The following is a 15,472-nucleotide window of genomic DNA, read 5'->3' on the forward strand; positions in this document are numbered from 1 at the left end:
AGTACTTGGACACCGCTACAGTGGAAGCATGCTTTCCACGATGATGGATATTCCCCTGTCTTTAACCCGTATTTTGGAATACGGCGCGTCAGTGCACGGCAATACCACTGTTACCACTTGGCACGGCGAGGGAACCGGGTCCGAGTTTGGCCCCGCAGAAAAGGTTACCTTCCGCGATATCGCTGCACGCGCAGCAGCCTTTGCCCATGTTTTACACGATGACCTTGGCATCACCGGCGATCAGCGCGTGGGTAGCTTCATGTGGAATTGCGCTGAGCACCTCGAGGTCATGTTTGGCTCTGCCTGCAAGGGCGCGGTTTTCACCCCGCTGAATAAGCAGCTAATGAATGACCAGATTCGCCACATCATCAGCCACGCCGAGGTCTCCGTCATCGTGTGCGATCCCCGGCTCGCCCCGCAGTTGGGCACGGTTTTAAACGGCGCGCCATCTGTGCATTCGGTGATTTTTACCGGTTCCCAATCGCCGCAGCGCTTTGCCCACCATTTCCCGCGCGGCATCGAGTTTTATTCCTACGAGGCGCTGCTGGATGGCCGCTCTACCATCTACGATTGGCCCGAGCTCGATGAGCGCACCGCCGCCGCATTGTGTTATTCCACCGGCACCACCGGCGCGCCGAAGGGCGTTTTATATTCCCATCGCTCGCTTTACCTCGAGGCCATGCAGCTGCGTTCCTCGGATTCGCTGTGCATTACCCACGGCGAGACCTTCCTGTGCTGCATTCCCATCTACCACGTGCTGAGCTGGGGCGTTCCCTTTACGTGTTTCATGACGGGCACCCCGCTCGTGCTTCCCGATGCCGATGTCTCCGCCCCCACCCTCGCCAAGGTCATTGCAGCCACGTCGCCGCGCGTGGCCCACGGCGTGCCCACCATCTGGATCCAGCTCTTCGTGCACTACATGCACAATCCGCCAGAGCGCATGACGCTGACGGAAATTTTCGCCGGCGGCTCCCCTGTGCCGCCGCAGCTTATCAAGATGTGGGAGGAGCATTACGGCGTCGACGTCGTGCACGTCTGGGGCATGGTGGAAACCTCAACGGTCGGCCGCGTCGCCCGCCCGCCGCAGGGAGCGTCCGGCGATACCCGCTGGGCTTATCGCATCTCCCAGGGAAAGATCGCCGCCTCGCTGCAATACCGCGTGGTCAATGACGGCCAAGTGGTATCGAAGACCGACCGCAATGCCGGTGAGCTCCAGGTGCGTGGCAACCTTGTGACCGGTTCTTATTATCATTCCCCCACCGCTGAGCCGGGTGAAGTGGCTTCCGAGTTCCGCGGCAAGCCGGTCGAGGCCGCGGAATCCAAGTTCACCGCAGATGGCTGGTTGCGCACAGGCGATGTCGGCTCCGTAACGAAGGACGGCTTCCTCACCGTGGAAGACCGCGCCCGCGATGTCATCCGCTCGGGTGGCGAGTGGATCTATTCGGTGCAGTTAGAAAACCTCATCATGGCCAATTCCGATGTGGTGGAAGCCGCGGTAATTGGCTACCCAGATAAGCAGTGGGTGGAACGCCCCCTCGCCGTGACCGTCTTGGATGAACAAGCCTCTCCCACCATCGAAACAGCCGAAAAATTGCGCCAGAGCCTGCGCAAGGAATTGCCTAGCTGGATGCTGCCGGAGTATTGGGCTTTCGTAAAGTCGATCGATAAAACCTCAGTGGGCAAGTTTGATAAGAAGGATCTGCGCACCCACTTGGCGGAAGGCGATTACAATATCATCCGCCTCAAGGGCCCAGGTGAAGCCCAGCGCCTTGACGAGATCAACGAAAGCGATTTTAACCGGGAAAACGAGGAATAATCATCAGCCAGGTTGCGTTGTAGCTTGGTGTACCTTGTTTCCCACTCTTAGACTGGCAGCAATGACTTCACCAACGCCTTCTTCTTCAGCGGTGTCCCTGCCCCTGCCCACCGTGGGCCGGACGCAGCCGCCGGAGGATTTACCTGCCGCGGCAAGCGACGGCACCCGCGCCTTGGTTGATCGCTACGGCCGCAGAGCACGCGACCTGCGTGTGTCCCTCACGGACCGCTGCAACCTGCGCTGCACGTACTGCATGCCAGCCGAAGGCTTAGAGTGGATGCCCACGCAGCAAATGCTGTCCGATGAAGAGACCATCCGGCTTATCCGCCTCGGCGTGGAAAAGCTCGGCATCCGCCAGGTGCGCTTTACCGGCGGCGAGCCGCTGCTGCGCAAATCCTTGGAAAAAATCATCGCCGCTACCAAGGAACTCACCACGGATGAAGGCATTGCGCCGTCGACGGCGCTGACTACTAATGGGTTGGGCTTGGAAAAGCGCGCCGCAAAGCTTGCCGCAGCAGGCCTCGACCGCATTAATATCTCGCTAGATACCATCGATCCACAGCGCTATGCCGCACTCACCCGGCGCGATCGGCTAGCCCACGTGCTCGAAGCCATCGCCGCCGCAGCCGATGCCGGATTGAATCCCGTCAAGATCAATGCCGTGGTCATGCCCGGCGTCAATGAAGCAGATATCGTCCCGCTGGCGGACTATGCGCTGCACCAGGGCGCCCAGCTGCGCTTTATTGAGCAGATGCCGCTCGGACCGCGGGAAAAGTGGCGCCGCGAAGACATGGTCACCGCAGATGACATCTTGCACCGGCTACAAAGCCACTTTTCCATGCGCCCGGCGCGCGAGCCGCGCGGATCAGCCCCGGCCGCTTTATGGGATGTTATCGCCCCCGATGGCACCGCCGGCAAGCTCGGCATCATCGCCTCCGTAACCCATCCCTTCTGCGGCGACTGCGACCGCACCCGGCTTACCACCGATGGTGCCGTGCGCAACTGCCTGTTTGGCAATTCCGAAACCCAGTTGCGGGATCTCATGCGCTCTGGCGCCAGCGACGAGGAATTAATGGAGGCGTGGGCCGGGGAAATGTGGACGAAGAAACCGGGCCATGGCATTGATGATGAGGGCTTTTTGCAGCCGGATCGTCCCATGTCTGCCATAGGCGGCTAATCTAATTATTTATGTCCGCATCGCGTTCCATTTCTGAGCACCTTTCCGCGGTTTTGGCGCTGGCGCCGGCACCGCGCGCAGAGTCCGTACCCGTTGGCCCCGCGCTGTGCGGACGGGTATTAGCGGAGGATGCGACCGCGCGCTTTCCCGTCCCGCCGTTTGCCAATTCCGCTATGGATGGCTTCCTCGTCCGTGTCGCAGATATTTCGGGCACGGGCCCGTGGACGCTGCCGGTCGCAGGCGATGTCCCCGCCGGTGCAACCGCTCAGGCAGTTCCCGCCGGCCAGGCCGTTCGCATCATGACCGGGGCCCCGGTGGGCGATGCCACTGGCTTAATCGTCGTCCCAGTAGAAAACACCACCGTCCCGTCTGGTCCCACGGAGTTGCCGCGCGAGGTCACCATCACCGCCGCGCCTGCAAAAACCCATATCCGCCCCGCCGGAGAAGATATACAACCCGGCACCATAGTTGCCCCTGCCGGCGCCACCGCGAACGCGGCGGTTATCGCGGCGCTTATATCCACCGGCATCTATTCCGTGCGGGCCTACCGGCGCCCGCGCATCGCGGTGATTTCTTCCGGCAATGAGCTATCCACCTATCCGGATGAACTTGCCCCAGGGCGCCTGCCGGATTCCAATGGTCCGATGCTCGCCTCCCTCGCCCACACGGAGTCCTACTCGCACATGGGCGACGATCCTGCGGAGTTATCCAGATTGCTCGATGAGCTCAGCGCATCCCACGACCTCATCATTACCTCCGGCGGGGTATCGGCCGGCGCTTTCGATGTGGTGCACGTAGTGCTGGGCACGGGCGATAATTCGTGGTTCGGGCACGTTCACCAGCGGCCCGGTGCGCCGCAGGGCATCGGCAGGTGGCGGGGTGTTCCGGTGCTTGCGCTGCCGGGCAATCCGGTGGCGGCTTTCGTCGGTTTCCAGCTCTATGCACGCCCGCTTATCGCCGCCTTATCGGGCCAGCCGCACCCGCGGGAGACCGTGCAGCTGAGTGCGAAGGTGGAGGTTTCGCTGCCATCGGCAAGCGCACGCCCCGTCATCGTTCCTGTGACCGTCAGCTTTGCGGGAAAGCCCAGGATTACTGGCGCGTTAAGCCGTGGCAGCCACCGGGTGGTCTCGCTGGCCGGTACGAATGGGTATTGCATCATTGATGGACCTGCCCCCGCCGCGGGCGAAGAGACCACCGTCTATCTGTATTAAAGAGGAGAATTTTTCATGGAGTTTACCCACCTCAATTCCGCCGGCACCGCCTACATGGTCGATGTGACCGAGAAGCAGCCGACCGTGCGCACCGCCACCGCCGAGGGCGAGGTCGCCTGTTCCCCGGAGGTCATGACCGCGCTGCGCGAGGGCACCGTGCCCAAGGGTGACGTGCTGGCGGTCGCGCGCATTGCCGGCATTTCCGCGGCGAAGAAGGTCCCAGAGCTCCTGCCGCTCGCGCACACCATCGGCGTGCATGGCTGCGCGGTGGATCTCGAGCTTGCCGATGCCCACGTGAAGATCACCGCCACCGTTCGCACCGCCGACCGCACCGGCGTGGAGATGGAGGCTCTGACCGCGGTCAACGTTGCCGCCTTGGCGCTCATTGACATGGTCAAGGGCGTCGACCGCTCTGCTTTTATTCGCCGCTGTGGCATCGTGGCGAAATCGGGCGGGCGCTCCGGCGATTGGTCCAGGACCCTCCCGGAGGCTTAATGGACGGCGCGATCATTCTGGCCGGCGGGCAATCGCGCCGCATGGGCGGGGCGGATAAGGCCCAGGTCCGCGCCTATGGCCTGCGCTTGGTGGACCGCCTGCTGCGCCAGCTTCCCTATGGCATGCCGTCTATCGTTATTTCCCCGCACTACCTCGGCCTGCCGCAGGTCTGCGAGTCGCCGCTTTTTGGTGGCCCCGTCGCCGGCATCGAGGCAGGTGCGCGCGCTTTGTCGCATTGTGACCGCCTGGCACTCTTCGCGGTGGATGCTCCCGATTCCCCGCAACTGCTCCCACACCTGAACGGAGCGTTGCATGCCGCGCCCACCGCCGGTGCCGCGATTACCCGCGCCGCGGACGGGTATTTACAACCCCTGTGTTCGCTGTGGCATACCGCTGCGCTCTTTGGGTGCCTAGGTGCGCTGGAGTCCACCCGCAATGTCTCCGTGCGCAGGCTTATCCGCGGCGCCGATTTCGTCGAGGTGGCCGGCACCGGCGCCGAGCGCGATTATGATACCCCGGCCGAATTGCAGTCTATTCCGCCACACCCCGCCCTTCGCGCTCACCGGCGCGGCTAAGGCAAGTACACGCCGCCCTCCCCGTGAGCGCGAAGGGACGGTGAGGGAGGCATTATTCGCCGCGGGAGCGGAAGACATCGGCAAGCAGCGGCGCAATAACCCCAAGGGCATCTGCGACGGCGCCGGTAGACGAGGCGCAATTGATGATGAGGCTGCCGCCGCCGTGGTCGGTCATGCCAATGATCCCGCGGGAGAGGCCCGCCTTGGGCGAGGACTCGAGCCCGCGCAGGAGCACCTGGGTCTCCAGGCCGTAGAGGCGGGCCTTGATATAGCGCTCGGTGACCTCTGGGGTCAGGTTCGCCGCCCCGATGCCGGTGCCGCCGATGACCACGACGATATCGGTGCCGGTATCCACGGCGGTGCGCAGCGCGTCGTCGACTGGCGTATAGCCCTCCGGCACGATGCTCGGTGGCGCGACATCGATGTCGTGGGTGCGCAGGATTTCTACCGCTTTCTCCCCGGCGCGGTTCGGTTTTTCCCCGGACAAAATGCGGTCCGAGCTGACGATTATCTGTGCCTTCCTTTGGGGCATAAGTCTCATTCCTTTCCCATTGTGGAGTGTGGTTAATATCACATTATTCAGTTTTCGATACCAACACACTTGGGACATGGGGCTAACCTGCGGTATCGGAATCGATCAAGAATTACGCAACATTTGTATGCCGTAATTAGATACGGATTTTACCGTTTTTATTTACCTGTTCGAGCATAGGCGCCGGTAAATTGAGGAGTTGAACGACCTACTACCTGTGAGGAAATCATGACTGCTCTTGATACCTCAGGCAAAGTCATCCAGGGTTGGGATCCAGAAGATTCCGACCACTGGGATTCCAAAATTGCCTGGCGCACGCTGTGGATCTCCACATTTGTTCTTATCATTGGCTTTGCCACCTGGTACCTCGTATCGGCAATTGCCCCACAGTTGAACCAGATCGGTTTCGACTTATCCCGCAGCCAGCTCTACTGGCTGACCGCCATCCCCGGATTGGCGTGCGGTATCTTCCGCCTCATTTTCATGTTCTTGCCGCCCATCCTTGGCACGCGCAAGCTTGTCTTCAGCTCCTCGCTGCTGTTTATCATCCCCATGCTGGGCTGGTTCTTCGCGGTGCAAGACTCCTCCACCCCTTACTGGTGGCTGCTGACCCTCGCCTTCCTGTCGGGCATCGGCGGCGGCGTATTCTCCGGCTTCATGCCCTCGACCGGATACTTCTTCCCCAAGCGCCTGTCCGGTACTGCACTGGGCATCCAGGCCGGCATCGGTAACTTCGGTATCTCCTTTATCCAGCTGGTCGCCCCATGGCTCATGGGCTTTACCCTGCTGGGCGTAGGTTTTGTTGCCCCGCAGCGCACCGGAGACGGCGAAATCTTTGTCCATAACCCCGCCATCTTCTTGGTGCCGTGGGCCATCGTCGGAGCGTTCCTCGCGTGGACCCTACTCAAAGACGTTCCCGTGAAGGCGAATTTCCGCCAGCAGATGGACATCTTTGGCAATAAGAACACCTGGATTCTTACCGTCGTCTACTTCATGACCTTCGGCGCATTTTCTGGCTTCGCCGCGCAAACCGCGCTACTTATTAACCAGATCTTCGGCGAAGGCTCCGACTTTGCCGGCACCTACGATAACCTGCCCGCCGGCGCGAGCTACGCCTTCCTTGGGCCACTTATCGGTGCGCTCGTCCGCGCCCTGTGGGGCCCGCTGTGCGATAAGTTCGGCGGCGCCATCTGGACCTTCATTGGCTGCCTGGGCATGACCATCTTTACCGTCGTGGCCACCTTCTTCCTCACCCCAGACGAGCCGGATGAGGTCTGGTGGTTCCTGGGCACCATGCTCATTTTCTTCTTCTTCACGGGCCTGGGCAATGCCGGCACGTTTAAGCAGATGCCCATGATTTTGCCCAAGCGCCAAGCAGGCGGCGTTATCGGTTGGACCGGTGCCATCGGCGCCTTCGGCCCGTTTGCCGCAGGTGTCTTGCTCTCCATGATGTCTGCACCAACGTTCTTCTGGGGCTGCGCCGTGTACTTTGCCATCACCACCGTGCTGGTGTGGATCTACTACGCCCGCCCCAACGCACCATTCCCCGGATAATTAGGAGCTTTCAACCCCCATGACTGCATACTTCGCGCCCGAAAAAGGCAACTCAAATCCACTCTTTAAGCTCGGCGCCTACCTGCGTAAAGGCGAAGCTACCGATTCCGGCCAGCAGCTTTTCTTAAAGGGCGGCCGCCAGGCAGACGTCTTCTACCGCAACCGCTGGGCCTTCGACAAGATGGTGCGCTCCACCCACGGCGTGAACTGCACCGGTTCATGCTCGTGGAAGGTTTACGTCAAAGACGGCGTCATCACCTGGGAGTCGCAGGCGGTGGATTACCCCACCACCGGCAATGATATGCCGGAATACGAGCCGCGCGGCTGCCCGCGCGGCGCCTCATTCTCCTGGTACACCTACTCTCCTACCCGCGTGCGCTACCCGTATGCACGCGGCGTGCTGGTTGATATGTTCCGCGAGGAAAAGGCAAAGCACGGCGACTCCGTCCTGGCATGGCGCGCCATCCAGGAAGACCCCGAAAAGCGCAAGGCGTATATTTCCCAGCGCGGCAAGGGCGGGCTTATCCGCATTTCTTATGAAGAGGCCATCGATATCGCCTCGGCCGCGCACGTCTACACCATCCGCAAGTACGGGCCGGACCGCATCAACGGCTTTACCGTGATCCCGGCCATGTCCCAGATCTCCTATGGTGCCGGCATGCGCTTCCTGCAGACCATCGGCGGCGTCGCGCTCTCCTTCTACGACTGGTACGCCGACCTGCCCCCGGCATCGCCGCAGACCTTCGGCGACCAGACCGATGTCCCCGAATCCGGTGACTGGTACAACTCTTCCTACCTCATGATGTGGGGCTCGAATATCCCGGTCACCCGCACCCCGGACGCCCACTTCATGGTGGAATCGCGCTACAAGGGCACCAAGGTCGTCGTGGTCTCGCCCGACTTTGCGGATAACACCAAGTTCGCCGATGAATGGGCCCGCATCGAGCCAGGCACGGATGCAGCGCTCGCCTTTGCCATGGGCCACGTCATCTTGAAGACCTTCCACGTGGACCGCCAGGAACCGTACTTCCTGAACTACATGCGCAAATACACCGACTCGCCCTTCCTGGTGTCCCTGGAAGACCACGGCGACGGCACCTACACCCCAGGCAAGTTCCTCACCGCCTCGCAGCTTGCCGATGCCACCTTGAATTCCTCCCCCAACGCCACCCACCGTGGCCTGGTGATGGAGGAAGACGGTCGCATCGTTGACCCAGGCGGCACCGTGGCAGACCGCTGGGATAACGAAAGCGCCAAGTGGAACTTGGCGCTGGACAACGCCGATCCGGTCATGTCCATCGCAGAAACCGATAGCTTTGACACCGCCGAGGTGCTCTTCCCTCGCTTTGACCTCGATACCAACCCAGAGGACGTGGGAACCGATAAGCCGATTGGCGCGGGCATCGTCCACCGCGGCGTACCTGTCCGCGAGGTCGACGGCAAGCTCGTTACCACCGTCTTCGACATCATGCTCGCCCACTACGGCGTCAACCGCGAGGACCTCCACCTGCCTGGTAGCTGGCCGAAGGACTTCCACGATTCCAGCGAAGTCGGCACCCCCGCTTGGCAGGAAGAGCTCACGGGCGTGGCCGCCGATACCGCTATCCGCATCGGCCGCGAATTCGCGCAAAACGCCGCGGATTCCAAGGGCCGTTCGCAAATCATCATGGGCGCGGGCGTCAACCACTACTTCCACGCCGATAATATCTACCGCACCTTCCTGGCGCTGACCTCCATGTGCGGTACCCAGGGCGTCAATGGCGGCGGTTGGGCACACTACGTGGGCCAGGAAAAGCTGCGTCCGGTCAATGGCTGGACCCAATGGGCCATGGCCACCGACTGGCAGCGCCCGCCGCGCCACATGATTTCCACCGGATTCTACTACTTCGCCACCGAGCAGTACCGCTACGATAATTCGCGCGCCTCCCACTTGGGATCGCCGCTGGCCAGCCACGGTTCCATCGGGGACAAGATGGTCTCCGATACCATGTCGGAATCCATGCGCCGCGGCTGGATGCCGGCCTATCCGCAATTCAACCGCAACTCGCTCTTCCTCGCCGATGAAGCCGATGAGGCCGGCATGGATATCAATGACTACGTGGTCCAAGAGCTAGAAAGCGGCCGCCTAGAGTTCTCCTATGACAACCCGTCTGCCGAGGAAAACTGGCCGCGCATCCTGCTCAACTGGCGCACCAACCTGCTCGGCTCGTCCGCCAAGGGCACCGAGTTCTTCCTGCGCCACCTCTTGGGCATCGACTCGGACGCCACTGCGGAAGAACTCGCCCCCGAAGACCGCCCGCGCAGCATCAAGTGGGTGGATAAGGCACCGGAGGGCAAGCTGGATCTGATGATGACCACGGACTTCCGCAATACCTCCACCACGCTGGTCTCGGATCTCATCTTCCCGGCCGCAACCTGGTACGAAAAGCACGACATGTCCTCTACCGACATGCACCCGTACCTGCACTCGTTTAACGCGGCTATTAACCCGCCGTGGGAGGCCCGCTCGGACTATGAGGTCTTCCGGGACTTGGCCGCAGCGCTGTCTGATAAAGCCACCAAGTGGCTGGGCGTGCAGCGCGATGTCATTACCCAGCCGAGCCACCACGACAGCCCGGACGAGCTCGGCATGCCCAATGGCATCGTCCCCGACCCCGAAGAACAGGGCCTTATCCCTGGGGTCACGATGCCAAAGCTGCACGTTGTCGAGCGCGACTACACCAAGGTCTACGAAAAGTGGGCGCACCTGGGCCCGCTTCCCGCCAAAGCCGGCACCGGCGTGCACGGCACCAAGTTCAACGTGGAAAAGCAGGTCAAAGAACTCGAGCTTATCTGCGGCACCACAGAGACCTCGATGGGCGAGCTGGTGGACCTGTCCAAGGACACCAAGGTCATTGACGCCATCTTGCACCTGTCCGGTGTCTCCAACGGTGAGCTAGCCAAGCAAGGCTTTGAGTTCCTGTCCTCACGCACCGGCAAGGATCTGACCCCACTGGGCACTCCTGATGAAGACGTACGCATCACGTGGGACGACATCAAAGAACGCCCGAAGGAGGTCATCACCTCCCCCGAGTGGACCGGCGATAAACGCAATAAGCGCCGCTACACCGCCTTTTCCATCAACGTCGAATTTGATAAGCCGTGGCACACGCTGACCGGCCGCATGCAGTACTACATCGATCACGACTGGTATATGGACTACGGCGAATCCCTGCCTATCTTCCGCCCGCCGCTGGATCACGTCCACATGCACGGTGAATTCGCGCCGGGCACGGAATTGACCAATGACCGGGGCGAGGCCGAAGTCACGCTGCGCTACCTGACCACGCACAATAAGTGGTCCATCCACTCGCAGTACTTTGACAACCTGCACGTGCTATCCATCTCGCGCGGTGGCCAGGTGGTCTGGATGTCCAATAAGGACGCGGAGAAAATCGGTGTGACGGACAATGACTGGGTTGAGGTATATAACCGCAACGGCGTTGTTTCCGCCCGCGCCATCGTCTCCCACCGCATTCCGGAGGGAACCATGCTGTGCAACCACGCGCAGGAGCGCACCGTGGGCACGCCGATCAACGAGCACACCGGCCGCCGCGGCGGCACGCACAACTCGCTGACCCGCATTTCCATCAAACCGGTGCACATCGCTGGCGGCTATGGCCAGCTGACCTACCACTTCAACTACATCGGCCCTACCGGCAATAACCGCGATGAAGTCACCCGCGTACGCCGCCGTTCCCAGGAGGTATCCTACTAATGAAAGTCATGGCCCAAATCTCCATGATCATGAACCTGGACAAGTGCATTGGTTGCCACACGTGTTCAGTTACCTGTAAGCAGGCATGGACCAACCGCGAAGGCACCGAGTACATCTGGTTCAATAACGTCGAAACCCGCCCCGGCCTCGGCTACCCACGCACGTGGGAGGACCAGGAAAAGTGGAAGGGCGGCTGGGAGCGCACGGCCTCCGGCAAGATCAAGCCCAAGGCGGGCGGGCGCCTCAAAAAGCTTGCCACCCTCTTCCACAACCCCAACCTGCCCACCATCCAGGATTACTACGAGCCCTGGACTTACCAGTACGAAGACCTGATGGGCGCCGAGGCGGGTCAGAAGACCCAGCCCACCGCCAAGCCGGTCTCCCAGATCGACGGCCGGGACATCGGCAAGATCGAATGGTCTTCCAACTGGGACGATAACCTGGGTGGCTCTACTGCCACGCTTGACGATGACCCCGTGCTCCACAACATGAACCTCGAGGTCAAGAAGGAAATCGAGGACTCGTTCATGTTCTACCTGCCGCGCATTTGCGAGCACTGCATGAACCCGACCTGCGTATCCTCCTGCCCGTCTGGCGCGATGTACAAGCGCACCGAAGACGGTATCGTCCTGGTGGACCAAGACCGCTGCCGCGGCTGGCGCATGTGCGTATCCGGCTGCCCGTATAAGAAGGTCTACTTCAACCACAAGACCGGCAAGGCCGAAAAGTGCACGCTGTGCTACCCGCGCCTCGAGGTTGGCCAACCCACCGTGTGCTCCGAGACCTGCGTGGGCCGCCTGCGCTACTTGGGCGTTATCCTCTACGATGCCGATCGCGTCGCCGAGGCCGCATCCACCGAAAATGAGCAGGACCTTTTTGAGGCCCAAAAGTCGATCATGCTCGACCCCCACGATCCGGAGGTAGTCCGCGCGGCCCAGGCAGAGGGCATCCCGCACTCCTGGATCGATGCCGCGCAGCAGTCTCCGATCTACGACCTGATCTTCAAATACGGCGTCGCATTGCCGCTGCACCCGGAGTACCGCACGCTGCCGATGGTCTGGTACATCCCGCCGCTGTCCCCCATCGTTGACAAGGTGACCGCGACCGGCAACGACGGCGAGGACCACAAGATCCTCTTCTCAGCGCTATCGAATATGCGCATTCCGCTGGAATACTTGGCGGGCTTGTTTACCGCCGGCGATACCGTCCCGGTAGAAAAGTCGCTGCGCAGGCTCGTCGCCATGCGCTCATATATGCGCGATATCAACCTGGGCAATGAGCCGCAAGAGGAAATCGCCCAGGCAGTCGGCATGACGGGCCGGGAGATGGAAGGTATGTACCGCCTTTTGTCCATCGCTAAATACGATGACCGCTACGTCATTCCCACCGCCTCGCCGGAATCCCCGCGCGGCATTACCGACTTGGATCCTTTTGGCGATGTGGACCCGGCCAAGGCCTCCGAAGACGTCTTCCACGACCTGGGCATGGGCGCGCCCGAGGCCTGTACCCACGGCGCGGAACCACAGGGCAAGGTCTCGCTGCTCTCCTGGAGCGGTGACCGGCCCGATTCCATGTTCCCACCGCGGAAGTAGGTTAAGCCATGAATATCTTCGATAAACTCCGCAAACGCCAGGAATCCTTGCAGCGGCAATCGGCCCCGCAGGGTGGCGATGCCCCCGTGGCAGGATTCGGAACGCCCGCCGGCATTGGTTCCATGGGTGGTGCCAAGGACGTAGAAAAGACGCTGCGCACCCACACCGGTCAAGTCCCCAATGAATTCGTCACACCGGTCGAGGTCACCGAAGACCAGCGGCGAATCGTTGCCATGGCCGTTTCCGTGCTGCTTAATTACCCCGGCGACGATATCTTTGACCGCCTCTCCGCGGTCGAAGACCAAGTAGATGACCTGCCGCTGGCCATTGCCACCGACTTCATCAACTTCGCCGAATGGGCCCGCAGCATCGGCCCCCGCGGCTTGGAAGAACACTACGTTGAGACCTTTGACCAGCGCCGCCGCTGCGCGCTGTACCTGTCCTACTTTGCCGTTGGCGATACCCGCCAGCGCGGGATGGCTATTTTGTCCTTCCGCCAGCAATTGGAGTCGCTCGGCTTCGAGATTTCGGATGAAGAACTACCCGATCACCTCTGCGTGGTCCTCGAAGCCCTCGCCATGAGCGAGGGGGAAACCCACGAGCGCGCCGTTGAATTGGTGGCCAGCTACCGCGAAGGAATCGAGGTACTGCGCGCGGCCCTCACCCGCGAGCGTTCGCCGTATGTCAGCTTGATCGTCGCGCTGTGCAAGTCTCTTCCGGAAGTCGATTCTGATACCGCGCAAAAGTACGTCGATCTTATCCGCACCGGCCCACCCGCCGAGATGGTCGGCATTGCAGACCTACCCTTCCCCACTACCCAACCAGACCTCGTCTAGGAGCCACATCATGTTTGATAACTTCCTCTGGGGTGCCTTCCCGTGGTTAGCCATCGCGGCGTTCTTCGTGGGCATCTTCTGGCGGTGGCGTTCCGACCAATTCGGCTGGACCACCCACTCCTCCCAAATCTATGAATCCAAGCTGCTGCGTTTATCCTCGCCGCTTTTCCACTGGGGCATGGTCTTCGTCGTCATCGGCCACCTGATGGGATTGGCATTCCCCAAGTCTTGGACCCAGGCCGTTGGCATCAGCGATCACGCCTACCACCTCCTGGCCACCATTCCAGGCTCCATTGCCGCGCTGGCGGTTCTGCTGGGCTTTGCCGGTTTGCTGTACCGCAGGCTAAAGAACCGCTCCGTGTTCTTGTCCACATCCACCTCGGACAAGGTCATGTACGCGCTGCTCGGCCTCGCGCTGGTATCGGGTTCCTTTGCCACCTTTACCCTGCAGCTTTTTGACCTCGCCGGCACCGGTGGGTACGACTACCGCGAAACCATCTCCCCGTGGCTGCGCCAGCTGTTGATCTTCAACATCCAGCCCGACCTCATGGCCAGTGCCCCATGGCAATTTAAGGTCCACGTCCTCTGCGGTTTCACCATCATCGCCGTGTGGCCCTTTACCCGCCTCGTCCACGCATTCTCGGCACCGGTTGGCTACGTCACCCGCCCCTACGTGGTGTACCGCTCCCGCGATGAACGCACCACCCCGATGCGCTCCAATACCGCGTGGGAGCCTATCCGCTCCAACCGGAAGCAATTGGAGGGAGAAACCCCGGGCCACGGTGCCTAGGTAGTTTCCTAGGCCCTTTCCACCGCCGCGCGTCGTCCAGTAGATGGATGGCCCGCGGCGGTTTCCTTCTGGCTGCATCTACTCCGACGCTACCCATGCGCCCACCCCGCGCCCCCACTCGCCCTTCGCGCTCACCGGCAAAGCGGCGCGGCCGTAGATACTTCCGCCCTGTGAGCGCCAAGGGGGAGGCTGCGATCAAAGGACCCCCGCCCTTTGCGCTCACGAGGAGAGGTGGATCTATCTCTCTACAGTGCCCTGGTGAGCGCCAAGGGCGGGGGAACGAAGTGCGCGGGAACGAAGGGCGGGGAACTAAGGCCGCTTTATTCGGTAACGACGAACTTGCCGTGCTGTCCCTTCTCGGCGTTGGTCATAATGTGATTGACAAAGGAATACGTTCCGGGCTCGTTAAAGGTCATCTCGACGAACCCGCCTTGCGCGGGAAGCAGGTCGAAGGCCTGCGAGCCGGTCTTATCCTCGTCCTTGATGAGGTAGGCGCCTTCCTTATAGGCGGTATCGAATTGCTCGCCCACCACGTGGAAGCTAAGCGGCTGGTCGGGGCCTACGTTCATGATCCACAGGCGGACGGTATCGCCCACCTTGGCCTTGATGGGGTCGACATCGTACTGGCTGGGGTAGTAATTAAAGGCCATCAGGTCAAAGTCACCATCGGCCACGCGCTGGGCATCGGCGCCGGTCTTTTCCTCGCCGAGGAAGACATCGTTGGCGATGAAGTTGTACTCGGCATCCACGTCCTTGAGGTCTGGTGGATCGATGATGACGTTGCCGGCCATGCCGTTCGCGATGTGCAGGGACATCGGGGCGGTTGAGCAGTGATACATCCAAATGCCGGAGCGATTCGCGGTGAATTCGTAGGTCAGTTCTTCCCCGGGCTGGATGGACTTCATGTTTTCATCCGGGTTGACTTCACCGGCATGGAAGTCGATGGAATGGGCCATGCTGCCCTCGTTCTTGATGGTGATCTTGAACTTATCGCCCACCTTGCCGCGCAGCGTCGGTCCTGGTGCCTGGCCATTAAAAAGCCATTGCATCTGCTTGACACCGGGGGCTACCTCAACGATTTCCTCGGTCATGGACCAGGTTTCTTCGTGCGTGGTGGTATTGGCCGCTGGCGCGAGG

The 15,472-nt window shown here is 61.2% G+C and carries 12 protein-coding genes; 10 read left to right on the forward strand and 2 right to left on the reverse strand.

The window, feature by feature from the left end; all coding sequences use genetic code 11:
* Positions 1-28: 28 nt before the first annotated feature.
* From ABRP93_RS02595 to mobA, 5 genes are all read left to right on the forward strand, one after another.
* Positions 29-1,816 carry a long-chain fatty-acid--CoA ligase gene (locus ABRP93_RS02595; protein ID WP_349886780.1) on the forward strand — a complete coding sequence of 596 codons (1,788 nt, stop codon included), beginning with the start codon at positions 29-31 and terminating at the stop codon, positions 1,814-1,816.
* Between the two features lie 61 nt (positions 1,817-1,877).
* The gene (gene moaA / locus ABRP93_RS02600; protein ID WP_349867875.1) at positions 1,878-2,993 is read left to right on the forward strand and encodes a GTP 3',8-cyclase MoaA; all 1,116 of its coding nucleotides are present in this window, start codon (positions 1,878-1,880) and stop codon (positions 2,991-2,993) included.
* 11 nt (positions 2,994-3,004) lie between these two features.
* Complete coding sequence (locus tag ABRP93_RS02605) at positions 3,005-4,204, forward strand: molybdopterin molybdotransferase MoeA (protein WP_349886782.1); 1,200 nt, start codon at positions 3,005-3,007, stop codon at positions 4,202-4,204.
* A 15-nt stretch (positions 4,205-4,219) separates the two neighbouring features.
* Positions 4,220-4,699 carry a cyclic pyranopterin monophosphate synthase MoaC gene (gene moaC, locus ABRP93_RS02610; protein WP_023026346.1) on the forward strand — a complete coding sequence of 160 codons (480 nt, stop codon included), beginning with the start codon at positions 4,220-4,222 and terminating at the stop codon, positions 4,697-4,699.
* A complete protein-coding gene (gene mobA / locus ABRP93_RS02615) occupies positions 4,699-5,274 on the forward strand; it encodes a molybdenum cofactor guanylyltransferase (RefSeq protein WP_349886783.1) in 576 nt (191 codons plus the stop codon). Before moaC ends, mobA begins: the two co-directional genes overlap by 1 nt.
* A 52-nt stretch (positions 5,275-5,326) precedes the next feature.
* Here mobA and ABRP93_RS02620 read toward each other — a convergent pair whose 3' ends face one another.
* Positions 5,327-5,806: a molybdopterin-binding protein gene (locus tag ABRP93_RS02620; RefSeq protein ID WP_023026344.1), complete on the reverse strand. Its 480-nt coding sequence runs from the start codon at positions 5,804-5,806 to the stop codon at positions 5,327-5,329.
* 228 nt (positions 5,807-6,034) lie between these two features.
* Here ABRP93_RS02620 and ABRP93_RS02625 point away from each other — a divergent pair, with 228 nt between their 5' ends.
* Genes ABRP93_RS02625 through narI form a run of 5 tightly spaced genes read left to right on the forward strand, consistent with a single transcriptional unit; the run spans position 6,035 to position 14,335 of the window.
* A complete protein-coding gene (locus tag ABRP93_RS02625) occupies positions 6,035-7,360 on the forward strand; it encodes a nitrate/nitrite transporter (protein ID WP_349886785.1) in 1,326 nt (441 codons plus the stop codon).
* A gap of 19 nt (positions 7,361-7,379) precedes the next feature.
* Positions 7,380-11,117 carry a nitrate reductase subunit alpha gene (locus tag ABRP93_RS02630; protein WP_349886786.1) on the forward strand — a complete coding sequence of 1,246 codons (3,738 nt, stop codon included), beginning with the start codon at positions 7,380-7,382 and terminating at the stop codon, positions 11,115-11,117.
* Positions 11,117-12,709, forward strand: a complete 1,593-nt coding sequence (gene narH, locus ABRP93_RS02635; RefSeq protein ID WP_349886787.1) for a nitrate reductase subunit beta — start codon at positions 11,117-11,119, stop codon at positions 12,707-12,709. The genes ABRP93_RS02630 and narH overlap by 1 nt, the downstream gene beginning before the upstream one ends.
* Positions 12,710-12,717: 8 nt before the next feature.
* On the forward strand, positions 12,718-13,545 hold the full coding sequence (gene narJ / locus ABRP93_RS02640; protein WP_349886788.1) for a nitrate reductase molybdenum cofactor assembly chaperone: 828 nt from the start codon (positions 12,718-12,720) through the stop codon (positions 13,543-13,545).
* A 10-nt stretch (positions 13,546-13,555) separates the two neighbouring features.
* On the forward strand, positions 13,556-14,335 hold the full coding sequence (narI, locus tag ABRP93_RS02645) for a respiratory nitrate reductase subunit gamma (RefSeq protein ID WP_005280178.1): 780 nt from the start codon (positions 13,556-13,558) through the stop codon (positions 14,333-14,335).
* Positions 14,336-14,655: 320 nt separating this feature from the next.
* Here narI and ABRP93_RS02650 read toward each other — a convergent pair.
* Positions 14,656-15,472, reverse strand: an 817-nt coding sequence (locus ABRP93_RS02650) for a multicopper oxidase domain-containing protein (RefSeq protein ID WP_349886789.1), incomplete at its 5' end; no start/stop codon positions are given.

Origin of the sequence: Corynebacterium sp. KPL2850 (assembly GCF_040225855.1) — a bacterium.
In the GTDB taxonomy this organism is placed as follows: Bacteria; Actinomycetota; Actinomycetes; order Mycobacteriales; family Mycobacteriaceae; genus Corynebacterium.